General features: G+C 74.7%; 21 protein-coding genes, 1 tRNA gene and 3 pseudogenes. 10 read left to right on the top strand and 15 right to left on the bottom strand.

What is annotated here, in order from left to right:
• Positions 1-24 precede the first annotated feature (24 nt).
• From DER29_RS26385 to DER29_RS36375, 3 genes and pseudogenes are all read right to left on the bottom strand, one after another.
• Positions 25-1,050 (bottom strand): SWIM zinc finger family protein, encoded by a 1,026-nt coding sequence (locus tag DER29_RS26385; protein WP_121400369.1) that lies wholly within the window; start codon positions 1,048-1,050, stop codon positions 25-27.
• Positions 1,047-3,575, bottom strand: a pseudogene (locus tag DER29_RS26380) (DEAD/DEAH box helicase); the annotation flags it as partial. The pseudogene DER29_RS26380 and the gene DER29_RS26385, both read right to left, overlap by 4 nt.
• 77 nt (positions 3,576-3,652) lie before the next feature.
• Positions 3,653-4,262, bottom strand: a pseudogene (locus DER29_RS36375) (ATP-dependent helicase); the annotation flags it as partial.
• 146 nt (positions 4,263-4,408) lie between these two features.
• Here DER29_RS36375 and DER29_RS26375 point away from each other — a divergent pair.
• Positions 4,409-5,281 (top strand): carbohydrate kinase family protein, encoded by an 873-nt coding sequence (locus DER29_RS26375; RefSeq protein WP_121400367.1) that lies wholly within the window; start codon positions 4,409-4,411, stop codon positions 5,279-5,281.
• 61 nt (positions 5,282-5,342) lie between these two features.
• On the opposite strand, the gene DER29_RS26370 is transcribed toward DER29_RS26375, so the two are convergent.
• Positions 5,343-5,864, bottom strand: a complete 522-nt coding sequence (locus DER29_RS26370) for a DinB family protein (RefSeq protein ID WP_121400366.1) — start codon at positions 5,862-5,864, stop codon at positions 5,343-5,345.
• 84 nt (positions 5,865-5,948) lie between these two features.
• Between DER29_RS26370 and DER29_RS26365 the strand changes: the two genes are divergently transcribed.
• A complete protein-coding gene (locus tag DER29_RS26365) occupies positions 5,949-6,155 on the top strand; it encodes a hypothetical protein (protein ID WP_121400365.1) in 207 nt (68 codons plus the stop codon).
• Positions 6,156-6,164: 9 nt separating this feature from the next.
• Here DER29_RS26365 and DER29_RS26360 read toward each other — a convergent pair whose 3' ends face one another.
• From DER29_RS26360 to DER29_RS26350, 3 genes are all read right to left on the bottom strand, one after another.
• Positions 6,165-7,310 (bottom strand): polysaccharide pyruvyl transferase family protein, encoded by a 1,146-nt coding sequence (locus DER29_RS26360; RefSeq protein WP_121400364.1) that lies wholly within the window; start codon positions 7,308-7,310, stop codon positions 6,165-6,167.
• Positions 7,311-7,378: 68 nt separating this feature from the next.
• Entirely contained in the window at positions 7,379-7,855 is a 477-nt protein-coding gene (locus DER29_RS26355; RefSeq protein ID WP_148710108.1) for a GNAT family N-acetyltransferase, read from the bottom strand.
• Between the two features lie 20 nt (positions 7,856-7,875).
• On the bottom strand, positions 7,876-8,454 hold the full coding sequence (locus tag DER29_RS26350; protein ID WP_121400890.1) for a TetR/AcrR family transcriptional regulator: 579 nt from the start codon (positions 8,452-8,454) through the stop codon (positions 7,876-7,878).
• 74 nt (positions 8,455-8,528) lie between these two features.
• Between DER29_RS26350 and DER29_RS26345 the strand changes: the two genes are divergently transcribed.
• The gene (locus tag DER29_RS26345; protein ID WP_121400362.1) at positions 8,529-9,110 is read left to right on the top strand and encodes a dihydrofolate reductase family protein; all 582 of its coding nucleotides are present in this window, start codon (positions 8,529-8,531) and stop codon (positions 9,108-9,110) included.
• A 64-nt stretch (positions 9,111-9,174) separates the two neighbouring features.
• Here the strand turns inward: DER29_RS26345 and DER29_RS26340 are convergent, their stop codons facing one another.
• Complete coding sequence (locus DER29_RS26340; RefSeq protein ID WP_121400361.1) at positions 9,175-9,972, bottom strand: alpha/beta fold hydrolase; 798 nt, start codon at positions 9,970-9,972, stop codon at positions 9,175-9,177.
• 246 nt (positions 9,973-10,218) lie between these two features.
• A complete protein-coding gene (locus DER29_RS34280; RefSeq protein ID WP_158619083.1) occupies positions 10,219-12,117 on the bottom strand; it encodes a sigma-70 family RNA polymerase sigma factor in 1,899 nt (632 codons plus the stop codon).
• A gap of 139 nt (positions 12,118-12,256) precedes the next feature.
• Here DER29_RS34280 and DER29_RS34275 point away from each other — a divergent pair, with 139 nt between their 5' ends.
• On the top strand, positions 12,257-13,129 hold the full coding sequence (locus DER29_RS34275; RefSeq protein WP_158619082.1) for a hypothetical protein: 873 nt from the start codon (positions 12,257-12,259) through the stop codon (positions 13,127-13,129).
• A gap of 199 nt (positions 13,130-13,328) precedes the next feature.
• Here DER29_RS34275 and DER29_RS26325 read toward each other — a convergent pair whose 3' ends face one another.
• On the bottom strand, positions 13,329-13,781 hold the full coding sequence (locus tag DER29_RS26325) for a DUF6223 family protein (protein ID WP_121400359.1): 453 nt from the start codon (positions 13,779-13,781) through the stop codon (positions 13,329-13,331).
• A 228-nt stretch (positions 13,782-14,009) separates the two neighbouring features.
• On the opposite strand from DER29_RS26325, the gene DER29_RS26320 reads away from it, so the two are divergent.
• Positions 14,010-15,134 carry a sensor histidine kinase gene (locus tag DER29_RS26320; RefSeq protein ID WP_121400358.1) on the top strand — a complete coding sequence of 375 codons (1,125 nt, stop codon included), beginning with the start codon at positions 14,010-14,012 and terminating at the stop codon, positions 15,132-15,134.
• Positions 15,131-15,775, top strand: a pseudogene (locus DER29_RS26315) (response regulator); the annotation flags it as partial. The gene DER29_RS26320 and the pseudogene DER29_RS26315, both read left to right, overlap by 4 nt.
• A 176-nt stretch (positions 15,776-15,951) precedes the next feature.
• Here DER29_RS26315 and DER29_RS26310 read toward each other — a convergent pair.
• The 5 genes from DER29_RS26310 to DER29_RS26290 all read right to left on the bottom strand — a co-directional run bounded on the left by DER29_RS26310 (position 15,952) and on the right by DER29_RS26290 (position 20,237).
• Positions 15,952-16,023, bottom strand: a tRNA-Val gene (locus DER29_RS26310).
• Positions 16,024-16,103: 80 nt separating this feature from the next.
• Positions 16,104-16,571, bottom strand: coding sequence for a peroxiredoxin (locus tag DER29_RS26305; RefSeq protein WP_121400357.1), 468 nt, complete (start codon positions 16,569-16,571; stop codon positions 16,104-16,106).
• 83 nt (positions 16,572-16,654) lie between these two features.
• Entirely contained in the window at positions 16,655-17,092 is a 438-nt protein-coding gene (locus DER29_RS26300; protein ID WP_121400356.1) for a DUF3052 domain-containing protein, read from the bottom strand.
• Positions 17,093-17,204: 112 nt separating this feature from the next.
• Positions 17,205-19,703 carry a thiamine pyrophosphate-dependent enzyme gene (locus DER29_RS26295; protein WP_121400355.1) on the bottom strand — a complete coding sequence of 833 codons (2,499 nt, stop codon included), beginning with the start codon at positions 19,701-19,703 and terminating at the stop codon, positions 17,205-17,207.
• Positions 19,704-19,754: 51 nt separating this feature from the next.
• The gene (locus DER29_RS26290; RefSeq protein ID WP_121400354.1) at positions 19,755-20,237 is read right to left on the bottom strand and encodes a MarR family winged helix-turn-helix transcriptional regulator; all 483 of its coding nucleotides are present in this window, start codon (positions 20,235-20,237) and stop codon (positions 19,755-19,757) included.
• A gap of 93 nt (positions 20,238-20,330) precedes the next feature.
• On the opposite strand from DER29_RS26290, the gene DER29_RS26285 reads away from it, so the two are divergent.
• From DER29_RS26285 to DER29_RS26270, 4 genes are all read left to right on the top strand, one after another.
• A complete protein-coding gene (locus DER29_RS26285) occupies positions 20,331-20,912 on the top strand; it encodes an NADPH-dependent FMN reductase (RefSeq protein ID WP_121400353.1) in 582 nt (193 codons plus the stop codon).
• A gap of 103 nt (positions 20,913-21,015) precedes the next feature.
• Positions 21,016-21,495 carry a GbsR/MarR family transcriptional regulator gene (locus tag DER29_RS26280; RefSeq protein ID WP_121400352.1) on the top strand — a complete coding sequence of 160 codons (480 nt, stop codon included), beginning with the start codon at positions 21,016-21,018 and terminating at the stop codon, positions 21,493-21,495.
• A complete protein-coding gene (locus tag DER29_RS26275) occupies positions 21,488-22,399 on the top strand; it encodes an ABC transporter ATP-binding protein (RefSeq protein ID WP_121400351.1) in 912 nt (303 codons plus the stop codon). The genes DER29_RS26280 and DER29_RS26275 overlap by 8 nt, the downstream gene beginning before the upstream one ends.
• Positions 22,386-23,183 (top strand): ABC transporter permease subunit, encoded by a 798-nt coding sequence (locus tag DER29_RS26270; RefSeq protein WP_233600168.1) that lies wholly within the window; start codon positions 22,386-22,388, stop codon positions 23,181-23,183. The genes DER29_RS26275 and DER29_RS26270 overlap by 14 nt, the downstream gene beginning before the upstream one ends.
• Positions 23,184-23,191: the final 8 nt, after the last annotated feature.

Raw genomic sequence — 23,191 nt, 5'->3', positions numbered from 1 at the left:
CCCCGTACCGTTCCGCCGGCGGTCTCACCGGCCGAGGAGCCGGTACGCCCGCCGCAGCCGCTCGAGGAGGCCGGGCCCGCCGATGGCGGGGGCCGGCGCGCCCAGCTGCCGCAGCAGCAGGTCCGGTCCGGTCGACAGGCTGGGCGGCCGGTCGGGCAACGGAACCGGTGGCAGCCAGAACCGGTCGACCGCCTCGGCCAACGGCGCCGTCGGCAGGCCGGCGAGCGCCCGGGACGCGCCGACCGGCGGGACGTCCACGGTGTCCCGCCCGGCTCCCGCAGCACCGTCGTCCCGTGTGGACGGTGTCGGCGTCGGCTCGGCACCGTCCGTGGTGGACGGTGGTGACGCCGGCACCACACCGTTCGTCGTGGACGACGCGGCCGGCGGCACGCCCTCGGTCGCGTCCGGCTGGTCGTCGACGCCGGCGGCGCCGGCCCGCAGGACGCGCAGCCGGTCGAGCAGCTGCGTCCGGCTCCGGCCCCGCCAGTGCAGCAACTGGAACGGGTCGGCGTCGAACGCCTCGGCGAGCAGGTAGAACGTGGCCGCGAGGTGCTTGCAGGGCACGGCGAAGTCGGGGCAGCTGCACCGCTGCCGCAGCTCCGCGACGCCGGCGGGGAAGAGTGGGGCGCCGGCGCCCGCGAACAGCTCCTCCAGCTCCGGGGGCAGGTCGCCGGCGAGCAGCCGGGCGCTGAAGAACGCCTGGGCGGCCAACTCCGCCTCGACGCGGGCCCAGAGCGCCTCCGGGAACGGCGGCAGGGCGATGCTCACCTCGTACGGCTGCGCGCGGGAGCCCTGCACCACGGCGTCGACGGTGCCGGGGGCGACGTCCAGGCGGACCACCTGGCCGGCCCGCGCGTACGACCGGCCGCGGGTCAGCCGGGTGCCGAGGGCGAACGACTCCAGCACCTCGAGGAAGCGCCGGGACCACCAGGACCGGCCGATGGCCCCCCGGGTGCTGCGGGCCCTCAGCCCGCCGTCGACCCGGCGCGGCCGGCCGTAGTCGGCGAACCGGCCGTTGGCGTCGCCGTCGCTCTCCGGCTGCCCGCTCACTCCACCACCGCCCCGGCCTCCAGGGTGAACAGCTCGCGCAGCTGCGTCGTGGACAGCTCGGTGACCCACTGCTCGCCGGTGCCGACCACCGAGGCGGCGAGGCTGCGCTTGTCGGCGATCAGCGCCGCCACCTTCTCCTCCACCGTGCCGGCGCAGACGAACTTACGGACCTGCACCCGGCGCCGCTGGCCGATGCGGAACGCCCGGTCGGTGGCCTGGTCCTCGACGGCGGGGTTCCACCACCGGTCGACGTGCACCACGTGGTTGGCCTCGGTGAGGGTGAGGCCGGTGCCGCCGGCCTTCAGCGACAGGACGAAGATCGCCGGCCCCCGCGGGGACTGGAACCGGGTCACCATGGCGTCCCGGTCGGCCTTGCCGACCCCGCCGTGCAGGAAGAGCACCTCCCGGCCGAACCGGGCCGACAGGTGCCCGCGCAGCATGCCGCCGAACTCGGCGTACTGGGTGAAGAGCAGGGCCCGCTCCCCCGCCGCGAGCACCTCGTCCAGGATCTCCTCCAGGCGGGCCAGCTTGCCGGAGCGGCCGGGCAGCGCCGAGCCGTCGCGCAGCAGTTGCGCGGGGTGGTTGCAGACCTGCTTGAGCCGGGTCATGGCGGCGAGCACCAGCCCACGGCGCTCGATGCCGTCGCTGGACTCGATCCGCGCCAGCATGTCGTCGACGATCGCCCGGTAGAGCGAGGCCTGCTCGGCGGTGAGGTTGCAGAGCACCTCCATCTCCAGCTTCTCCGGCAGGTCGGAGATGATCGAGGAGTCGGTCTTGAGTCGGCGCAGCACGAACGGGCCGGTGATCCGGCGCAGCCGTTCGGCCGTCTCGGCGTCGCCGTGCCGCTCGATCGGCTCGGCGTACTGCTTGCGGAAGGTCGCCGCCGGGCCCAGCAGCCCGGGGTTGGCGAACTGCATGATCGACCAGAGGTCCGCCAGCCGGTTCTCCACCGGCGTGCCGGTGACGGCGATCCGGTGCCGCGCGGGCAGCGCGCGGACCGCCTCGGCCTGCCGGGTGGCGGCGTTCTTGATGGCCTGGGCCTCGTCGATGACCACCCGCCGCCAGTCGATCCCGGCCAGGTCGAGCGCGTCGCGGGCCGCGACCGAGTAGGTGGTGAGGACCAGGTCCGCGCCGTGCACGGCCGCGCCGAACGCCTCGCCCCGCGCCCGCTCCGCGCCGTGGTGCACGTGTACGCGCAGCCCCGGCGTGAACCGCGCCGCCTCGCGCTGCCAGTTGCCCACCAGCGACATCGGGCAGACCAGCAGGGTCGGGCCGGCGTCCGGCGGGTCCCCGGCGAGCAGGGCGAGCAGTTGCACCGTCTTGCCCAGCCCCATGTCGTCGGCGAGCACCGCGCCGAGTCCGAGGGACTGGAGGAACGCCAGCCAGGCCAGCCCCCGGCGCTGGTACGGCCGCAGCGTGCCCTGGAACGCTGGCGGCGGGTCCAGCGGGGCGAGCCGTCGCTCCACCGCCCCGGCGAGCAGGTCGCCCAGCGCGCCGTCGGCGCTGACCTCCAGCACCGGCAGCGCGTCCGGCTGCTCGGCGTCGGCCAGGCCGAGCCGGAGCAGGTCGGCGACGGTCAGCTCGCCGGAGGACCGGAGCAGCCGCAGGCCGGCGGCGAGCCGCTTCGGGTCCAGCTCCACCCACTGCCCGCGCAGCCGCACCAGCGGGGTCTTCAGCGCGGCCATCGACGCCAGTTCCTCGGCCGTGAGCGGCTGGTCGCCGAGGGACACCTCCCAGCGGTAGTCGACGAGGGCGTCCAGCCCGACGCCCCCGACGGTGGCGGCGACGGTGCCCGGGGCGGTCCGGCTGCGGGCCTGCAACCGGGCGCCGAGCCGGGACGACGGGCGCCGCCACCAGGACGGCAGCAGCACGGCGAACCCGGCGGCGTGCAGCACCGGCGCGCCCTCGCGCAGGAACCGGTGCGCCCCCTCGACGTCCAGCTCCAGGGCCTCGGGCGTGGCCGTACGCAGGGCGGTGTCCAGCTCGGGCCAGAGCCGGCTGGCGCGCCCCAGCTCGGCGAGCAGGGTCTCCTGCGGGTCGTCGCCGCGACCGGCCAGCCCGGCGACGCTCTCCGGCGCCCGCCAGACCTGCCCGGCGTCGACGTGCAGGCTCGGCTCGTCGGCCGCCTGGAGCCCGAACTCGACCCGCCACCGCCCGGCCGGCCGCATCGTCGCCGCCGGGTCGGCGGGCACCACGACGACCGGCTCGGTGACCTCGTCGGCCGGCGGCTCGACCAGGCGGAAGCTGGCCCGCACGGCGCCGCCGGCCGCGTCGCGCTGCCAGGCGTCCAGTTCGGCGCGCAGCGTGTCCAGCGCGGCCGGGTCGGCGGCGAACTCCCGCACCGGCCCGGTGAGCGCGGCCAGCCAGGCCGGCACCGCGCCGTTCGGGCGTACGCCCCGGGCCAGCACGGTCTCCGCCAGGGCCGCCCGGACGGCGGCGTCGGTGAGTGCGTCGAGCGCGTCGGCGACCAGCGCGCCCGGCGCGTCGGCGGCGCCCGGCGCGGGCCGGTGGCGCCCGGCGGGCGGGCCTGGTCGCGCGCGGCGACCGGACAAGGTGCCCGCCCCGGCGGCGGCACCGGGGTCGCCCGGTCCGTCCGGCCCGGTGGCGGCGCGGGCGGCCGGGGGCAGGGCCAGCGCCAGCGCCCGGGCCCAGGTGGCGTCCGTGCCGGTCAGCAGCGGTCGCCACACCGCCCGGGCGACGGCCTCCGCCCGTGCCCCGTCCGGCCGGGAGCGGGCCGTCGGGGGCGCCTCGACGAGGCCGGGCAGGACCCGGCCCCGGGCCGCCAGGTCGACCGCGAAGTCGGCCAGCTCGGCGAGGTGGCGCAGGGTCGCGCCCGGCACGGCGGCCACCGCGTCGACGCCGCGCAGCAGGGCCAGGGCGGCGTCGGGGGCGTACCGGAGGACGGGCACCCGCCAGCCGGCGAGGGTCACCGGCCCGCGGACCGCCCCGGCGACGTCGGCGCGGACGAGTTCCGGGGAGTCCAGCGGTGCGCCGGCCCGGGTGGGGAGGGTGAGCAGGGCGGTGCCGAGGTCGGCCGGCTCGGCCGTCGCGGCCAGCGCGGCGGCCAGGGCGGCCTGGTCGGCGGCGAACGGGTGCAGCCGTTCCCGGGGCGCCCGGCCCGGGCGGCGCGGCGCGTGGGCCGGCAGCGCGCTGTCCTCGGCCCAGACGGCGAGCCCGCCGCCGGACCGCCAGACCCCGTGGACGACCAGCACGCGTCCCCCTCCTCGCGACGACCCCGGCGAGGATATCGGTCCGGGCCCGGCGGCCCCGACCAGCACACCGTCGACCGTCCGGACGAGCGGGCGGCGGGCGGCCCATGGGCCCCGTGTCCGCCGGACGGCGGGATAGGGTCGGGCGCGTGCACGACCTCCTCGTGATCGGCGGCCTCGGCGTCGACGTGCGGGTGCGGGTGCCCGCGATCCCGCTGCCGGCCGCCGACTCCGTCACCGTCGACCCGATCGACCTGCGGATCGGCAACACCGGCGCCGGGGTGGCGCTCGCCGCGCACGCGCTCGGGCTCCGGGTGGCGGTCGTCGACGTCATCGGCGCCGACCCGGCCGGCGACGTGGTCCGCGCCGCGCTGGCCCGCACCGGCGTGCACGCCGTGCTGGGCGACGCCCCGGCCGGCACCCGGCGGTCGGTGAACATGGTCGACCCGGCCGGCCGGCGGATGTCGCTCTACGACCCGCGCCCCTGGCACGGGCCGGCCCCGTTCCCGGCGGCCGAGGTGACCGCGCTGGTCCGGCAGGCGGCCCACGTGCACCTGTCGATCATGGACTGGACGCTTCCCCTGCTGCCCGCCCTGCGCGCGGGGCTGGCCGACGGTGCCGTCCTCTCCACCGACCTGCACGACTGGGACGGCGGGAACGCCTACCACCGGCCCTTCGCCGAGGTGGCCGGCCTGGTCTTCGTCAGCGGGGTCCGGCTGGGCGCGGGAGCCGGCGCGCTCGCCGCCGCGCTGGCGCCCCGCACGGTGCTGGTGACCCGGGGGTCGGAGGGCGCCGAGCTGCACACCGGCGGGGGCGAACCGACGGCGGTGCCCGCCGCCGTGCCGCCCGCACCGGTCGTCGACACCAACGGCGCGGGGGACGCCTTCGCGGCGGGCGTGATCGCCGGCCGGCTGCGCGGCGCGGCGCTGACCGACGCGGCCGCGTACGCGGCCCGGGTCGCCGCGGCGGCCTGCACCCACGACGGCATGGAGTATCCGCCCGACCTGCTGCCCCGTCGCTGATCCCGCTGCCCGTCGCCGCGCGGCGCGCCCTGGTCACGTCGCCGCGCCGCCCGGGCGGCGGTCAGAGCACGCCGGTGGCGCCGTCGGTCAGCTCGCGGAGGATGTCGGCGTGCCCGACGTGCCGGGCGGTCTCCTCGATCATGTGCACGAGGATCCAGCGCAGCGACACCTCACCGAGCTGCGGGTGGGGCACCACGTGGTCGAGGTCGAACCGGCCGGCAATCTCCCGGGAGCGGGCGCAGGCCCGCTCGTACGCGGCCGCGAGCCGTTCGACGGTCTCCCCGTCGGTGAGCGTGAAGCTCGCCTCCGCGTCCTCCTGCGAGGTGAGGTAGACGTCGCCCGGGCCGGGGGCGAGCAGGCACGGGAACCAGTTCCGCTCCACCAGAGTCAGGTGTCTGACGAGGCCCGCGACGGTGGTGGCCGAGGGCACCAGCCGGCGGGCCGCGTCGGCGTCGGAGAGCCCGCGCAGCTTGCGCAGCAGCACGCCCCGGTGGAAGTCGAGGAACGATTCGAGCACGGCCCGCTCGTCGCCGGTGCGCGCCAGCACCGGGCCGAGCGTGGGATCGATAGCCATCTCCGCCATCCACCGACCCTAGTGCCGCCCCGCCCCGGCCCGCTGCCCCGCTATCCGCTGCGGGGTCTCCCCGGGCGGGGCAGGATGGGGCGCATGGCATCAACGGCAGAAATCCCCCTGGTCGGTGGCGTGGCCGACGGCGAGACCGTCACCGTGGAGCTGGACCCGAACGGCCGCCCGCCGCTGACCCATCACCACCTCGGTGCGAAGGGGCTGGCCGAGGCGGAGATCTACGAGCTGGAGTCCGTGGATGCCGACGCCGACCGGTGGTGCTACCGCTGGCGCGGGCCGGCGGTCTAAGCCGGCGGGTCAGGCCGCCGGGGCCAGGCTGCGGGCGCGCAGGCTGTCCAGCACGGCGCGGGTGACCTGGGAGGTTCCCCGGGCCTCGTCGCACACCTCGGCCACGCGCCGGGCGGTGGCCTCGGCCCGCTGCTCCCGCTCGTCCCAGAGCCGGTCGACCTCGGCCAGCAGCGGGCCCTCGACCTCCCGCTCCACGCCGCGCAGGGCCGGCACCCCGAGCCGCTGGGCGAGGTCGAAGACCTTGCCGGCGTACGGCAGGGGCAGGAACGGCGTGCCCGCCATCGCGGCGAAGATCAGGAAGTGCAGCCGCATGCCCACGGCCAGGTCGAAGTGGCGCATCAGCCCGAGCACCTGCTGGGGCGAGTAGGTGCCGTGCAGGATCCGGCCCCGCTCGGCGGCGACCATGTGCGACAGCACGCCGTGCGAGTGCCGGATGTCGTCGCGCTCCATCGGGACGAAGAGCACGTAGGCGTCGATCCGGTGCACCAGGAAGTCGCCGATCTGGGCGAGCAGGCGGTGGTAGCCGTCGACGTCGAGCCGCTCGGCGGCCCGGCCCGGCTCCCGTACGCTCATTCCGACCAGCCGCTTGCCGGCCGGCACCCCCTCCTCGCGGAGCAGGTCCGCCGGGAAGTCCTCGGGTTCGATCAGGAACGCGGGGTCGGCGGTCACGGTGATCGGGTTGAGCAGCCCCGCCTCCTCCAGCACCATCCGGGACTCCTGGTCCCGTACGGTCACCTGGGTGGCGCTGGCCAGGGTCTCCCGCACCATGCCGGTGTCCACGCCCTCGCTGAGCGGCCCGACCCCCACCGCGTACGTCAGCAGCGGCAGGCCCCGTTCCTGGGCCACCCGGACCACCCGCAGGTAGCGGCGGGCCTCCCGGTCGTAGAGGATGCCGCCGCCGCCGAGGATCAGCACGTCGAGCTGGGCCAGGACCAGCGCCGAGTCGGTCCGGCTGATCCCTTCCCAGGGCACCGCCTCCACGTCGGGATGGGCGACCCTGGTGTGTTCCGGGTTCCGGGAGAAGACGATGATCCGCCCGTTCGGCTCCTGCTCGCGCAGATCGGCCAGCAGACCGGTCAGGATCGCCTCGTCACCGAGGTTGCGACCGCCGTACGAGCCGAGCACACCGATGGTCAGTCCGCCACCATGCCTCATCCGTCGCTCCTCCCCAGGTGCGTCCGGGGCCGGGGTTCCCGCTGCGCCGGGGAACACTCCTGACGGGCTCAGCCGGCCGGGGAGATCCGCTTCGTCATCTGCTGCGCGGCCACCCGGTAGCCGAGGCTGTGGTAGAGGTGGATGGCCCCGGTGTTGGAGCCGAAGACGTTCAGCCCCAGCTCGGGCACCCCGAGGGCGGCGAGTTCCGCCTCGACGAGCTGGATCATGCGCCGCCCGTGCCCCTGTCTCCGGTGTCCGGGATGCACCTCGACGTTGTTGAGCCATGCGGTGTGGGCCCCGGCGGGGCCGCCGGGGAGCCCGACCCAGATCCAGCCCACCTCGACGTCGCCCACCCGGGCCGTGCGGAGCAGGGCGCCGGCGCTGTCGACGCCGTCGGGGAGCTGTTCGCGCAGCTGGGTGGTGGCCCGCTCCAGGGCCTCGGGCGGGGCCAGGCCGCGATCGGTGACCATCGCCTCGGCGTACGAGCGCACGAGCGGCTCCCGCACCCGCGCGAACTCGTCGGCCGTCATGGGTCTCAGTTCCACCGCGTCTCCCCTGTTGCCGGTCACCGGTCGGCGGCGCCGACCAGCCGGGACGCGAACGCCACGACCACGTCGTCGGGGTCGAATCCCGCCTCGATGGACGTGCCGAGCAGGTCGAGCAGCAGCCCGTCCATGGCGTAGTGCAGCAGAGCGACCTCGAACGCGCCACCCGGTAATCCGGCGGCGAGGTGGAACGCGACGTCGTCGCGGTAACCCCGGCGCAGCGTGTCGCCGAGGATGCGGGCCAGGTCGGGGCGGCGGGCCGCCTCCAGCCGCAGCTCGATCAGCGCCCGGGTGAGGTCGGGCTGCCGGGTGGTCCGCTCGACGATGTAGCGCAGGTAGTCCGTGAACAGCTCCAGCGACGGCTCACGGGCCCCCAGCTCGGCCAGGACCCGCTCGTCCGGGGCGAACCGCTCCATGATCCGCTCGCCGAGCGCGCCGAGCAGCGCGTCGCGGGAACGAAAGTAGTTGGAGGCGGTGCCGGTCGGCACGCCCGCCTCGGCGTCGACCGCCCGGTGGGTCAGGCCCCGTGCCCCGGTCGCCGCCAGCACCCGCAGCCCCGCGTCGGCCAGGGCCGCCCGTCGTTCCACGTTTCTCGCCACGGGGAACACCCTAGCAAGAACCACTATGGGTGTAGTAGCTTCATCCACGACACCAGTAGTGATTGGGGATCGGTTTGCGCAAGCTCGTGTACTACGTCGCCAGCACCCTCGACGGCTTCATCGCCGGCCCCGACGGGTCGTACGACTTCCTGCGGTTGGATCCCGACGTGGCGGCCCACCTGACGGCGAACTGGCCGCAGACGCTCCCCACGTTCGCCCACCCGCAGTTCGGCATCGAGGAGCCGGCGGGCCGCTTCGACGCGGTGCTGATGGGCCGGGCCTCCTACGAGCCGGGCCTCAGGATGGGCGTCACCAGCCCGTACGCCCACCTGAAGCAGTACGTCTTCTCCCGCACCCTGCCACCGGCCGCCGAGCCGGAGGTGGAGATCGTCTCCACGGATCCGGTGGAGTTCGTCCGGGAGCTGAAGAGCCGCCCCGGCCGCGACATCTGGCTCTGCGGCGGTGGCCAGCTCGCCGGCCAGCTCCTGCCCGACGTCGACGAGCTGGTCGTCAAGCTCAGCCCGTGCGTGATCGGCAGCGGCGTCCCGCTCGTCGCCCGGGGGTTCGACCCGCGCCGCTTCGACCTGGTCGACACGCGTCCGTTCGACAGCGGAGTGGTCATCCTCCACTACGCCCGCCCCGCCGGGGCGGAGTAGCCGGACGGCCCGGACGCACCGGCCGGGGCTTCCGTCAGCGCCCGGTCCGGGCGCCCGTCCGGCGTCAGCCGGGCGGCGACACCGGGTGGGTGAGGAACGGCAGGACGGCGGCGGGCAGCGCCGGCGAGACGAAGATGTCGTAGTGGGTGAGCCCCGGCAGCACGGCGAGCCGCGACGCCGGGCGGTCGGTGCCCTCCCCGCCGGCATCCCGGCGGCCCCCGCCGAGCAGCCCGAAGAACTCCACCATGTGCGCGGCGCTGACCGAGTCGGCGTCGGCGAAGACCAGCAGGGTGGGCACGGCCAGGGCGGCCACCTCGGCCGACCAGTCGTAGTCGCGACGCAGCAGCTCGCCGGTCTTCGCCCAGAGTCGCGACCAGTCCCCCGGTCGGGGCGCGACGCGGGTGTAGAGCTCGTACGGCGGAGTGCCCCGCATCCGCTCGCCCGCCTGCTCGTCGGGCTCGGGCATGCCCGCCAGCACCTCCGGATACCAACCCTGCCGCCGGCACGGCGCGGAGACGACGACCAGCCGGCGCACCAGCGCCGGGTGCTGGATCGCGGTACGCAGCGCCACGCCGCCGCCGAGCGAGTAGCCCATCACGTCGGCCTCGGCCAGGCCGAGGTGCACGATCAGCGCCGCGATGTCGTCGGCCATCGACTCGTAGCGCAGCGGACGGTCGACGTCGGCGGTGCGCCCGTGGCCCTGGAGGTCGACCGCGATCACCCGACGACGCGCGGCCAGCGCCGGCAGGATCGGCGCGAACGTCTCCGCCGCCCCGAAGCCGCCGTGCAACAACAGCAGCGGGCGGCCGGTGCCGTGCTCCTCGTGCCACAGGCGCAGCCCGTCGACCTCCGCGTAGCTCATCGCCCCATCCAACCCCGGGCCGTACGACGCACGCGGGCGATTGGCCGTCCGGGCGCGCCCGCCGCCGCTCCCGAGAGCTACAGCCGCTTGCGCATCCGAACGGCGGTCGCCTCGAAGCCCATCTGCTCGTAGAGCGTCCGCGCGGGAAGGTTGAAGCCGAAGACGCTCAGGCCGAGCTGACTCCGCCCGCAGCGACATTCGTTGATGCTCCTCTTCCTGAGCCCCGAACCGTCGACGGCCGGCCGGCTATCCCGGCCGGACGCACGGGTCGGTGACCGGGTAGGTGGGGCTTTGCGCCGTACGGCCGTCCGTTGTGGTCGCCCGCACCGACCAGGTCAGCGTCGCCGCGCGCAACTGCCCGACGGTCCCCCGCGCGGTCGATCCGTCCGCCGTCAGGGCCCGCGCCGACGTCCTGCCTCCAGCGGGTGTCCAGCGCACCTCGGCGGCGACGATCGTGGCACTGCCGGCGGCCCGCACCACGAGGCCGTACGTCTCCGGGCCGCACCGCACGTGGGCGGTGGCGGAGACCGTGAACGGCGCGGCGACCTGCGGCGCGCCGGTCGGCCGGGGCGCGACCGGGGGCCTGCTCGGTGCCGTGGTCGGTGCCGGTGCGACGCCGCCGCCCGGCGCGACGTCGGGCGCGTCGGTCCGGGCTGCCCCGCCGCCGCGCGTCGGCGCGACGGCGGAACCGGACGCCGGACCGGCAGCACCGGCCGACGGCGGGTCGGCAGCCCGGGTGCCGGTGTCCGTGGCCGTGCCGGACGGCGGCGCGGGGGCGGGGGGCACCGGTTCACCGGCCGGTGATCCGAACGCCTCGGACACCGGTCGGCCGGAGCCGTCCTGCGCGGCGGTCGGGCGCCCGGGTGCCAGTGCCCAGGTGCCGAGCGCGGCGAGGAGGACCAGCAGGGCTGCGGCCCCGGCCCCGGCCAGCCTCCGACGGCGCCGGTCGCGGCTCGCCGGGGAGGCCGTCCGCACGGCGTGTGCCGCAGCCCGCGGCGCCGCCCCACCTACCGGGAGCGCGGCCGCACCGCCCAAAACCGCCGCCACGCCGCCCGAACCCACGGTCACGTCGGTCGTCGCCGTGGGCGCGTCGACCGCCTCGTCCACCGGGCCGGCGACCGCCGGCCCAGAATTCCCGTCGGTCGCCGGCGCCGGGTCGGCCGTGCCCCCGCCCGCCGGAACGGCGTCCCCGCCGGGCGCCGGATCGGCCGTGACCGCACCCGCCGGATCGGCGTCACCGCCGGGCACCGGATCGGCCGTGACCGCACCCGCCGGATCGGCGTCACCGCCGGCCGCCGGATCGGCCGTGACCGCACCGGCCGGATCGGCCTCCGCGCCCGGCGCCGGGTCGGCCCCGACGCCGGTCGCGCTGGTCTCGGCCAGTCGCGGCCACACCGTGTCGGCGACGACCAGGAAGGCCGGGGCCGTGTACGCCGACAGCAGCGCGGCCGGACTGAGCTGTTCCCGCCGGAGCAGCCCGCACACGGCGCAGCTCTCGATGTGCCGCGAGACCCGCTTGCGCAGGGTCGGGGTGAGCCGGCCCTGCCAGCCGTCGATCAGGCCGGCGAGGGTCGGGCAGTCCCGGGCTCCGGTGCGGGCCACCAGCAGCGCCCCCAGCGCCCGTTCGAGCTGTGAGCGGGCGCGCGACAGGCGGGCGTGCGCGTGGTTCGCGGGCACCCCGAGGGCCGCGCCGATGTCGGCCGACGACAGGTCGTGGCGGATGGCCAGGTGGACCACCTCACGGTCGCCCGGGTTCAGCGCGGCGACGGCGGTGTGCACCAGGTCGCGTACCTGATCGGCGTTTACGCCCGTGCCCGGGTCGGCGGTGTCGGCCGCCGGTTCGTCGGCCTCCTCCAGGGGCAGGGAGCGGGACCGCTCCCGCAACTGCCGGAGGCACTCGTTGCGCACGATCGCGTACAGCCAGGAGCGCAGCCGGTCGGGCTCGCGGAGCTGACCGATGCGCTGGCTGGCGGTGAGGAACGCGTCGTGGACGGCGTCCGCGGCGGCCTCCGGCTCGCGCAGCATGGTCCGGGCGTACGTGTAGAGCCGGTCGGCGTACCGCCGGTACATGCCCTCCAGCCCGGCCCGATCACCGCGGCGCACCGCCTCGACCAGTGCGGTGTCGTCCCGTGCCGCCGTGTCCATCCGTCTCCCTCGCTGCTCGTCGACGGGTCCAGTAGAACCGCGGATTTTTTTCTTCGGGTCTTTCTGTTGGCATCCCGACCCGACCGCGCTCCTACCGGTGTCAGCAATACCGAACAGCCCCGAGAAAGGTAGAGACACCATGCGAGAGGGATCGAACCGCACCCGGTGGACGCGTCGGACGGCCGCAGTGGGGGGAGCCGCGCTGAGCGCGCTCGTACTCGGCCAGCTGGCCCTCGCCGGGCCGGTGGCGGCGGTGCCCGGGCTGAGCGTCAAGACGACGACCGGCCCCAGCAACAGCTCCGCGAAGACGCAGAACACGACCTGCCCGGCCGGCACCAAGGTCATCGGCGGCGGTGGCGCGATCACCGGTTCCGGCCTCGGGCAGGTCGGCATGGACATCATGCGTCCGCTGATCGGCGGGGACGCGTACTCGGTGACGGGCCGGGAGGACGAGAACGGCGTCGGTGGCAACTGGGCGGTCACGGCGAACGCGATCTGCGCCACGCCGCCCGCCGGCCTGGTGATGGTGTCCGGCAGTTCGGCGCCCAGCTTCGGCACGTCGAACTGGTTCGAGAAGTCCTGCCCGGCCGGCAAGCACGCCATCGGGGTCGGTGGCGCGGTCGTCGGGGCGGCGAACAGCGAGGTCGTCCTGGAGGACCTGCGCATCCACCAGAACAGCGTCGTGGTGGCGGGTGCCGAGGACGGCACCGGATTCGCCGGCAGCTGGTGGCTGGACGCGGTCGCGATCTGCGCCGACCCGCTGCCCGGCGAGCAGCGCGTGATCGACGACAGCGTCTACAGCTCCGCCGCCACCCGGTCGGTCACGGCCACCTGCCCCGCCGGGACGCGGGTGCACGGGGTGGGCGGCGAGATCCTCGGCGGCGACGGGCAGGTGCGCCTGACCCAGATGCGGGCCACCACCTCGACCGTCGTCACCGTCTCCGCCGCCGAGGACGAGGACGGCTTCAGCGGCAACTGGAAGGTCCGCGCGTACGCCGTCTGCGCGAACTGACCCACCGATCGGGGAACGGGGACGGACCGCCGGTCATCCGGCGGCCCGTCCCCGCACCGGTCGTGGTTCGTCGCGGCAGCCACGCCCTTGGCCTGCGGCTCCCCGGCCTCGACGCTGGGAGCCGTGATCGGCGAGGCGGAAGCGCTCGCCTCAGCCACCGTCCGAGGCTCGGGGCCGGCCACCGCGTCACCGTGACCGGTCAGCCGGTGCGGCGCAGGCGGCGGGAGCTTGCCAGGGCCAGCCCACCGAGGGTCACGGCGATCAGCCCCACCACCAGCGCCACGATGGCCCCGCCCAGCCCGTTGCCGGTGCCGACGGCACCGTCGGAGGTGGCCACGACCAGCCCACCGAGGGCCATGCCGAGCAGCCCCGCCGCCACGGCCACGATGACGCCGAGTCGCCCGGAGCCGGTACCGAAACGACCGGCGGGGCGAGCCAGAGCCAGCCCACCGACGACCACACCCGACAGCCCCAGCACGACCGCCACGGTGGCCCCGAGCCGCCCTGAGCTCATGGCGGTGACGCCGGCGGCGACCGGCTGGGCCGAGCCGTCCGCGGCCGCCGGTACGGCAGACGCGAACACCCCGAGCAGGGCCGCCCCGACCACGGCAAGCACACGTCGGACTGACGACAGGGCTCCTGATGACCTCATGTCGCTCTCCTCTTTTCCTGCGTCCCGTTCCGGGATCCGGTGTCGCCCGATCATGTCGCCGCGCGTACCGCGGGTCGTCCCGCAGCCGGATGCACTTCACGCCGCCGTCGCTGGGGCATCCGGCTGCCACGGACGCCGCAGGCGCCGGGAAGGTACTGCGGGCGCGGTACGCGAGCGCTCGTTCGCGAGCAGGATTCGCCTGCAACGGCATCCGATTAAGGTGCGCGCATGAGCACAGGGCGGTCCGAGATCCGGGCTGGCGTCGGAGACTGGGCGATCGCCGTCGGTGTGGCAGCGGCGCTGCTGGTCACCGGGCTGTCGGGGAACTCCGCCACGAACCTCGATCTGCTCGGCTACGCGCTACTGACCGGCGGCGGTCTGGCGCTGGCGGCGCGCCGTCAGGCGCCAGTTGCCACCCTGGCCGTCACCGGACTGTGTGCGGTGGGCCACCAGGCAGCTGGCTTCGACGTACCCGCCGTCGCGTACCTGTTCGCGGTGTACACCGCCGTACGGGCGGGGCACCGGCGCATCACGGTGGCGGCAAGCGTGATCATGCTGGCCGCTCTCCCCCTCGCGGCCCTGGCCTCCGGCCTGCACGACACGGGCGAGGCGTTCGCGCAGGCCCGAGGCGCCCTCGAGTTGGCCTGGCTGATCGCGGCCGGGGCTGCGGGTGAAGCGTTGCGGCAGGCAGAACGGCGGGCAGAGGAAGCCGAGCGCACCCGGGAGGAGACCGCGCGGCGCCGCGCCGACGAGGGACGGCTGCACATCGCGCGGGAGCTGCACGATTCGCTCACCCACCAGATCTCGATCATCAAGGTGCAGGCCGAGGTCGCCGTCCACGTGGCCCGCAAGCGCGGCGAACACGTGCCGGAGGCCCTGCTGGCGATCCAGCAGGCCGGACGTGAGGCCACCCGGGAGCTGCGCGCGACGCTGGAGGCGCTGCGCGGCGACGACACGGCCCCGCCGCGAGGGCTCGACGACGTCCTCGAACCGGTGGAAGGGGCCCGCACCACCGGCCTGCACACGACACTGACTATCGGAGGACAACGACACGACGTGCCGGCCGCGGTGGACCGGACCGGCTACCGGATCGTTCAGGAATCGCTCACCAACATCGTCCGCCACGCCAACGCCGCCACCGCGTCGGTACGGATCGACTACCGTCCGGACACCCTCGCCATACGGATCGACGACGACGGCAAGGCCACGCCGGGCACCGCCCCGGTGTCCGGCGTCGGGCTGCTCGGGATGCGCGAACGGGTCAGCGCCCTCGGCGGCAGCCTGCGAGCGGAGCCACGCGGCAAGGGCGGGTTCACCGTCCAGGCTGAACTCCCCGTGGACCGGACCTCATGATCCGTGTCCTGCTGGTGGACGACCAGCCGCTCATCCGCAGCGGCTTCCGCGCACTCCTCGACCTCGAGGACGACATCCAGGTGGTGGCCGAGGCCGCCGATGGGGAACAGGGCCTCGCCCTGGCCAAGGAACACCTGCCTGACATCGCTCTCATCGACATCCAGATGCCGGTCGTCGACGGCATCGAGGCGACCAGGCGTATCGCCGCGGACCCGGCCCTGGCCGGGATGCACGTCGTCATCCTGACCAACTACGGCATGGACGAGTACGTCTTCAACGCGCTGCGCGCCGGCGCAGCCGGATTCCTCGTCAAGGACATCGTGCCGGAGGACTTCCTGCACGCCGTACGCGTCGCCGCGCGCGGCGACGCGCTGCTCGCACCGTCGATCACCCGCAGGCTGATCGACCGGTACGTCACCCAGCCGCTCCCCGCCGGTCTCGACAGGGGACTGGCGGGCGTGACCGCCCGCGAACGCGAGGCCGTCGCCCTGGTCGCTCAGGGCCTGTCCAACGACCAGATCGCCGAACGCATGGTCATCAGCCCGATGACCGCGAAGACCCACATCAATCGGGCCATGATCAAGCTCCACGCCCGGGACCGAGCCCAACTCGTGGTCCTCGCCTACGAATCCGGCCTGGTCACCCGCGCAACCGCTGACACCACCGGTCATGGGCGATCAGCGGTCGCTGAGCCGCGCGAGTGGCCGCCGGCGGCGGTGCCGAGCGGCGGACGGCGCGATCCGCCATCCGATGCTCCTGTCGACCCGACCCCCGCCGCCATGGTCTTCGGGCCGATGTCGGTTCTGGTGGTGACAGGTGGGCGCGGCAGGTTTCGAACCTGCGACCCCTCGCTTGTAAGGCGAGTGCTCTCCCACTGAGCTACGCGCCCGGAACGCCCGTACGGCGGGCCGGAGGGTGGCAAGCTTACCCTGCCCTCCACCGGCCCGGTCGTACGGCGTGCCCGGTTGGTCAGGCGGCGACGGCCTCGGCGAGGGCCTTGCGCCAGCCCTGCTGGTCGCGCGCCTCGCCCGGCATGTTCATCTCGGCGAAGCGGACCACGCCCGCCTTGTCGATCACGAAGGTGCCCCGATTGGCGATGCCGGCGACGTCGTTGAAGACGCCGTACGACTGGGCCACCGCGCCGTGCGGCCAGAAGTCGGCCAGCAGCGGGAACTGGTAGCCCTCCTTGTCGGCCCAGATCTTGTGGGCGTAGACCGAGTCGACGCTGACGGTCAGCACCTGGACGTCGTCGTTGACGTAGTCGTTGAGGTTGTCCCGCACCTCGCACAGCTCACCCTGGCAGATCCCGGTGAAGGCGAGCGGGTAGAAGACCAGCAGCACGGTGCGCTTGCCACGGAAGTCCGAGAGCCGGACCTCCTGGTTGTTCTGGTCCTTGAGCACGAAGTCCGGCGCCTCGGCGCCAACCTCGATCGGCATGCGAGCTCCTCAGGATGGGGTCGGATGGGCAACAGCCTGCCACACCCGGCAGCGGGCGCCGCCGGGTGATCGCCGGCGTCCGCTTACTTCTTGCCCTTGGCGCCACGGCGCAGGACGAGGCGGGCTCCACTCCAGTCCCGGCCGGCGTTGACGGTGGAGGTCTGCTGGAGGCCGGCGGTGGGCGCGGACTCGGCGACCTCGCTCGGCTCGACGTGCCCCTCGCGCCCCGCCTTGGGCGTGAGCAGCCACACGACACCGTTGTCGGCCAGCGGGCCGAGGGCGTCGACGAGAAGCTCGAAGAGGTCACCGTCGCCGTCGCGGTACCAGACCAGCACCGCGTCGACCACCTCGTCGGTGTCCTCGTCGACCAGCTCTCCACAGCGGTCGGTCAGGGCGTCACGGAGATCCTGGTCGACGTCGTCGTCGTACCCCATCTCCATGACGACCATCCCCGGTTCGATCCCGAACCGGTCCGCCAGGCTGCGTACCCCGTCGGCGGCCTGACCAGCGGTCGCGCTCACTGTCGCGTGCCTCCTCATCTCATCCCTGCCCGCGGCGCCGCGTCGGCGCCGTCAGGCAAAGTCCACACAGTTGTGGCTCCCCGCGCAAGTGGCGCACCGGGTGGAACGGAATTTACCGTGCCAGAAGCGTGCGGGCACCCTGGGTAATTGCTTCCTCGGAGACCAGAACCTGACGGGCCGCCGGACCTAATGGTACAAACGAGTCAACTCCGGCCACTCGCCGCGCTGCCCCCACATATCCGGCATCCACCAGGGCCGCGATGACCCCCTCGCCGACCCCGCCGGAGCGGCGGGTCTCGTCCACGACCAGCACCCTGCCGGTCGCCGCCGACTCCCGGATGACGTCGGCCACCGGCAGCGGGGACAGCCAGCGCAGGTCCACCACCCGGGTGCCGATCCCCTCGTCGGCGAGGGTCGCCGCCGCGCGCAGCGACATCGGCACCCCGTTACCGAAAGTGATGATCGTGACGTCCTCGGCGGAGCCGACGCCGTAGACGCGGGCCCTTCCGATCGGCACGTGACCGCCGGTCCACGCGCCGGGCTCGGCATAGTTGGCCAGCCACTCACCGTCACCCTCGGCGTACAGGTCGCGGGTGTGGTAGAGCGCGATCGGCTCCAGGAAGACGCAGACGCTGCCGTCCACCGCCGCGCTGGCCAGGCAGGTACGCAGCATGGGCGCGGCGTCGTCCGGCCGCGCCGGCACCGCGATCACCAGGCCCGGCACGTCCCGGAGTACGGCCACCGAGTTGTCGTTGTGGAAGTGCCCGCCGCCCTCCTGGTACGCCAGGCCGGCCACCCGCACCACCATCGGGTTACGGAAGGCACCCTGCGAGAGGAACTGCATCGTGGCGGCCTCGCCACGCACCTGGTCCTCGGCGTTGTGCAGGTACGCCAGGGACTGGATCTCGGGCACGGGCAGCATCCCGGCCAGCCCGGCGCCGAGCCCCAGCCCGAGGATCGAGGTCTCGTCGAGCAGCGTGTCGAAGACCCGGGCCGCGCCGAAGCGGTCGCGTAGCCCCTCGGTCACCCCGTGGACGCCGCCCTTGGCGCCGACGTCCTCGCCGAACACGGCCATCTGGGGATGGTCGAGCATCCCGTCGGCGAGCGCGGCGTTGATGCTCTGCGCCAGCGTCAGCGGACCGGTCAGCTCGGGCGGCCGGCCACCGAACGCCTCCGTACGGGCGGCGGCGCCGGGGCCTGCGGCGCGGGCCGCCGCGTCGGCCACCGCCCGGGCGAGGCGGACCGGCCGGCGCGGGGCCAGCGGGGCCAGCACCTCCGCGGGTGCGGTCAGCTTCGGCTCGTCCAGCACCTCCTCGGCGATCCGGCGCACCTGCCAGCCGATCTCGTCGTAGCGGGCCAGCAATTCCTCGCCGGTGGCGACCCCCGCCCCCACCAGCAGCCGCGCGGTACCGGCCAGCGGATCGCGGTCGAGGTCGGCGGCGATCTCCTCGGCGCTGCGGTAGGCGGTCTCGGCGTCCGCGCCGGCGTGCCCCATCAGCCGTACGGTCGACAGGTGGAGCACGGCGGGGCGGCGGTGCCGGCGCACCCAGGCCGCCGCCTCGGCCGCCACCTCGTACGCCCGCACCAGGTCGTCGCCGTCCGCGGCGAAGTAGCGGACACCTGGCTTGGACCGCAGCGTGGTCTCCACCCACCCCTTCGGGGAGCGGACGCTGAGGCCGAGGCCGTTGTCCTCGCAGACGAAGAGCACCGGGATGCGCAGGCCGGTGTGGTCGTACCAGCCGGCGGTGTTGAACGCGGCGGTGGCGCTGGCGTGGTTGACCGAGGCGTCGCCGAACGAGCAGACCACGATGGCGTCCGACGGCCAGGACGCCTGCGCGGCGTCCCCACCGCTGCCGACCCGCACCCCGTCCCGCCGGCCGGAGGTCTCCAGCCGGCGCAGCCGCTCCACCGCCAGTCCCATCCCGACGGCGCGGGGCAGGTGCGAGGCGATGGTGGGGGTGGTCGGAACGACGGCCAGGTCGGCTCGGCCGAAGACCTTGTGCCGCCCGCCGGCGATCGGCTCGTGGCTGGAGGCGACCATGCCCCGCAGCACGTCGCGGGCCGCCTCGGCGTACCCCGGGCGCAGCGGCCGGTCCACGACGGACCCGGAGCCGCCGGTCGGCTCCTCCGGGTCGGGGGCGTCGGGCGCGGAGGGGTCGCCGGGCCCGTCCGGGTCGGCCGGCGCGGCCTCGACGGGCCGGCCGACCGCAGCCGGCTGGTCGACCCCCTCCTGCTCGGCCCCGGCCCGCTCGCCCGGCGTCGAGCGGGCGGCCTGGTCGGCGCGGACGCAGTAGAAGGCACCCGAGCGGTAGTGCAGCAGCGCCGGGTCGGTAGCGCGCAGCGCGGCGGCGAGCGCGGCGTTGCCCTCGTGGCCGGCGGAGCCGATCGTGTGGAAGCCCTCGCCGAAGCTGTGCAGCCACCGGCCGGCCAGGTCGAGCTGGCGGCTGGTGGCCTGCGCGTCGAAGAGGTCCAGCGCCCGCGCGCCGGTCAGCGTCGTGTCGTCGGTGACCGGCCGTGCGGGGTCACGCCGCTGCGGCGGGGTGGCAAGCGCGGCCAGCGTCTCCCGGAACCGGTCGTCGAGATCTTGCGGGGTGGTCACGTCGGACAGCATTACCGACGAGCGGCCCGTGCGCCCACTCGGACACGAATGACGCGGTGTGGTTCAGTCGTCGTCGCACCGCTCGGGGCAGCCTCCGTCGGAGACCTTCCAGACCAGCTCGCGCAGGGTCGCCAGCTCGTCGACGGTGAGCCCGGCGAGCAGCCGGGAGTCCGTCATGACCTGGTGCACCCGGGCCCGCACCTGCCGCCCCGGCCCGGTCACCACCAGCGTCTTCTGCCGCCGGTCGGCGGGGTCGGGATGCCGCTCGACCAGCCCGGCCCGCTCCAGCTTGTCGACCAGGGCGGTCACGTTGGAGCGGTCGCAGCCCAGCCCTTCGGCGAGGTCGCGGGCCGGCAGCGGCCGGTCGGGGTCCAGTTCGTGCAGCGCCCGCGCGGTCGCGGGGGTCAGCCCCAGCTCGGCGATCTCCAGATCCTGGTGGTGGCGCAGCGCGGCGGCGACGTGCGTGATCCGGCGCACCACGTCGCCGGCCAGCGCCGCGCGGTCGGCGGGATGCGGCGGGGTGGAGGGGGCGGTGTGCTGCGCCATGCCCCACATCCTACTTGCGGTCAATAGTTTAGTAGCTCTACTGTTTAGCTGCTCACGCAAATCGCGTCGAGCGCCGAACGGAGGCACCCCGCCATGTCCGACTTCTCGGTCCTCGCCATCTCCGGCAGCCTGCGCCACGCGTCGTACAACACCGCGCTGATCCGGGCCGCGCAGCGCCTCGCCCCGGAGCGGCTGACCATCGAGCGGTACGAGGGACTGGGCGCCATCCCGCCCTTCGACGAGGACGTCGAGGCCACGCCGCCGGCGCCCGTGGTCGACCTGCGCCGGCGGGTGGCGGCGGCGGACGCGCTGCTCATCGCCACCCCGGAGTACAACTACGGGGTGCCCGGGGTGCTGAAGAACGCGCTCGACTGGGCGTCCCGGCCGAGCTTCCCGGTCACCTCCTGGGTGTCGCCACTGGCGCACAAGCCGGTGGCCATCATGGGCGCGGCGCCGACCGGAATGGGCACCGTACGGGCCCAGCTCCAGCTCCGGCAGCTGTTCCTGTGGACCGACTCCACGGTGCTCAGCAAGCCGGAGATCATCGTGACCAACGCGCACGAGAAGATCGCCCCGGACGGCACCGTCACGGACGAGACCACGCGGGCGCTGCTGCGCGGCCTGCTCGACGCCCTGACCACCCGCATCCGCATCAACCAGCTCGCCGCCGCCTGACCGCCGCCGCCGGAGACGGCGGTCACCTGCACCCCTTGCCTCGGCGCCGCCCTCGCGCGTATCTTCTGTTCAGAACGTATTGAACATTTGAAACGGGGAGCCAATGACGGAAGTGTCCGCCCAGCGCCACTACGCCGAGGAGGCCGCCGTCGTGCTGAGCGGGCTCGGCCTGCCACCGGCGTACGGCAAGCTGCTCGGCTGGCTGCTCGTCTGCGACCCGCCGTGGCAGACCAGCGCCCAGCTCGCCGAGGGACTCGGGCTCTCCAAGGGTTCGGTCAGCACCGGCATGCGGATGCTCGAGACCAGCGGTCTGGCCCGGCGGGTGCCGGTGCCGGGCCATCGGGGGCACGCCTACGAGGTCAGGCCGGACGCGATCATCCGGATCGCCGCCGACGCCGCCAAGTTCCGGGTGTTCCGCCAGCTGATGGAGCAGGGTCTGACCGTCGTCGGCGGGGAGGACGCGCCCGGCAGCGAACGGCTGCGGGTGATGCGCGACTTCTACGCGTTCGTCGAACGCGAGGTGCCGAAGCTCGTCGAACGCTTCGAGTCCGAGTACGCGAAGAGGGGAGGCAGGGATGGCTGACCCCGCCATCGAGACCGGGAAGCTGGTCAAGACCTACGGGCGCAACCGTGGCCTGACCGGGCTGGACCTGCGGGTCGAGCGCGGCGAGGTGTACGGGTTCCTCGGCCCCAACGGAGCCGGCAAGTCCACCACGATCCGGCTGCTGCTCGACCTGATCCGCCCGACCAGCGGCCGGGTCAGCGTCCTCGGCGCGGACCCCCGCCGCGACGGGGTCGCCCTGCGCCGCCGCATCGGCTACCTGGCCGGCGACTTCGTCGTGGACGGCCGGCAGAGCGCCCGGGAGCTGCTCACCTACCTGGGCAACCTGCGCGGCGGGGTGCCCGGGGCCCGGATCGACGAGCTGGCCGCCCGGCTCGACCTGGACCTCGGCCGGCGGATCAGGGGGCTCAGCAAGGGCAACCGGCAGAAGGTCGGCGTGGTGCAGGCGTTCATGCACGAACCGGAGCTGCTGATCCTCGACGAGCCGACCAGCGGGCTGGACCCGTTCCTCCAGCAGGAGTTCCTGTCGATGGTGCGGGAGGCACGTGCCGACGGCCGGACGGTGTTCATGTCCTCGCACGTCATGAGCGAGGTGCAGCAGACCGCCGACCGGGTGGGCATCATCCGCGAGGGCCGGCTGGTCACCGTGGCGCGGGTCGAGGAGCTGCGCGAGCGGGCCGTACGCCGGGTGGAGGTCACCTTCGCCGAGCCGGTCGTCGCGGCGCAGTTCGCCGCGCTGCCCGGCGTGAGCGAGGTGACGGTCACGGGAACGACCCTGCGCTGCCGCCTCGACGGGCGGGCCGACGCGCTGGTCAAGGCGGTCGCCGGGCACACCGTGGTCGGGCTGCTCTCCGAGGAGCCCGACCTGGAGGAGCTGTTCTTCGGTTACTACTCCCGGGAGGAGTCCGCCCGTGCTGCTGCGTGACCCGTTCACCAAGGCCCTGCACGACGCGCGCCGCTCACTGCTCGGCTGGACCGTGGCGATCGTCGCCGTCGGGGCGATGTACGCCTCGTTCTGGCCGACGATGCAGACGCCGGAGATGACGAAGGCGTTGGAGGCGTACCCGGAGGGGCTGCTGGAGGCGTTCAACTACAGCGACCTCACCAGCGCCGCCGGCTACCTCGGCAGCGCCGTGTACGGCCTGCTGGTCCCGCTGCTGGTCGCCGTGTTCGCCATCGCCGCGGGCGCCCGCGCGGTGGCCGGCGACGAGGAGGCCGGCACGCTCGACCTGGTGCTCGCCCATCCGGTCGGCCGGACCCGGCTCGTCCTGCTCCGCTTCGCGGCGGTGGCGGTCGGCATCGTGGTGGTGACCGTCCTGCTCGGCCTGGCGATGGTCGCGCTGAGCGGCCCGGCGCGGTTCGACGGCATCACCGTCGGCGGCTTCGCGGCGATGACCCTGCACCTGGCCCTGTTCGGGCTGGCCTTCGCCGCGCTCGCCTTCGCCGTCGGCGCGGCGACCGGGCGGCGGGCCGCGGCCCTCGGCACCGGCGCCGCGGTCGCCGTGCTCGCCTACCTGGCGAACTCGGTCCTGCCCCGGGTGGAGGGGCTGACCTGGGCGCGGGAGCTGTCCCCGTTCCACTGGTACCTGGGCGGCTCGCCGCTGGTCGACGGCGTGCAGCCGGTCGGGGCGCTGCTGCTCGCCGGTGCCACCGTGGCGCTGGGCGCCGTCGGCGCGGTCACCTTCGCCCGGCGCGACGTCGCGGTCTGACCGGGTGG

The sequence above is a fragment of the Micromonospora sp. M71_S20 genome, assembly GCF_003664255.1.
In the GTDB taxonomy this organism is placed as follows: domain Bacteria; phylum Actinomycetota; class Actinomycetes; order Mycobacteriales; family Micromonosporaceae; genus Micromonospora.
This window is presented reverse-complemented; position numbering and strand designations above follow the sequence as displayed.

Coding starts and splice junctions, on each gene's coding strand:
- DER29_RS26305 (WP_121400357.1), bottom strand. CDS start 16,571: ATGCCGATCGAGGTTGGCGCCGAGGCGCCGGACTTCGTGCTCAAGGAC.
- DER29_RS26365 (WP_121400365.1), top strand. CDS start 5,949: ATGGCATCAACGGCAGAAATCCCCCTGGTCGGTGGCGTGGCCGACGGC.
- DER29_RS26290 (WP_121400354.1), bottom strand. CDS start 20,237: ATGGCGCAGCACACCGCCCCCTCCACCCCGCCGCATCCCGCCGACCGC.
- DER29_RS26285 (WP_121400353.1), top strand. CDS start 20,331: ATGTCCGACTTCTCGGTCCTCGCCATCTCCGGCAGCCTGCGCCACGCG.
- DER29_RS26370 (WP_121400366.1), bottom strand. CDS start 5,864: ATGGCGGAGATGGCTATCGATCCCACGCTCGGCCCGGTGCTGGCGCGC.
- DER29_RS26275 (WP_121400351.1), top strand. CDS start 21,488: ATGGCTGACCCCGCCATCGAGACCGGGAAGCTGGTCAAGACCTACGGG.
- DER29_RS34280 (WP_158619083.1), bottom strand. CDS start 12,117: ATGGACACGGCGGCACGGGACGACACCGCACTGGTCGAGGCGGTGCGC.
- DER29_RS26320 (WP_121400358.1), top strand. CDS start 14,010: ATGAGCACAGGGCGGTCCGAGATCCGGGCTGGCGTCGGAGACTGGGCG.
- DER29_RS26280 (WP_121400352.1), top strand. CDS start 21,016: ATGACGGAAGTGTCCGCCCAGCGCCACTACGCCGAGGAGGCCGCCGTC.
- DER29_RS26340 (WP_121400361.1), bottom strand. CDS start 9,972: ATGAGCTACGCGGAGGTCGACGGGCTGCGCCTGTGGCACGAGGAGCAC.
- DER29_RS26325 (WP_121400359.1), bottom strand. CDS start 13,781: ATGAGGTCATCAGGAGCCCTGTCGTCAGTCCGACGTGTGCTTGCCGTG.
- DER29_RS34275 (WP_158619082.1), top strand. CDS start 12,257: ATGCGAGAGGGATCGAACCGCACCCGGTGGACGCGTCGGACGGCCGCA.
- DER29_RS26295 (WP_121400355.1), bottom strand. CDS start 19,703: ATGCTGTCCGACGTGACCACCCCGCAAGATCTCGACGACCGGTTCCGG.
- DER29_RS26360 (WP_121400364.1), bottom strand. CDS start 7,310: ATGAGGCATGGTGGCGGACTGACCATCGGTGTGCTCGGCTCGTACGGC.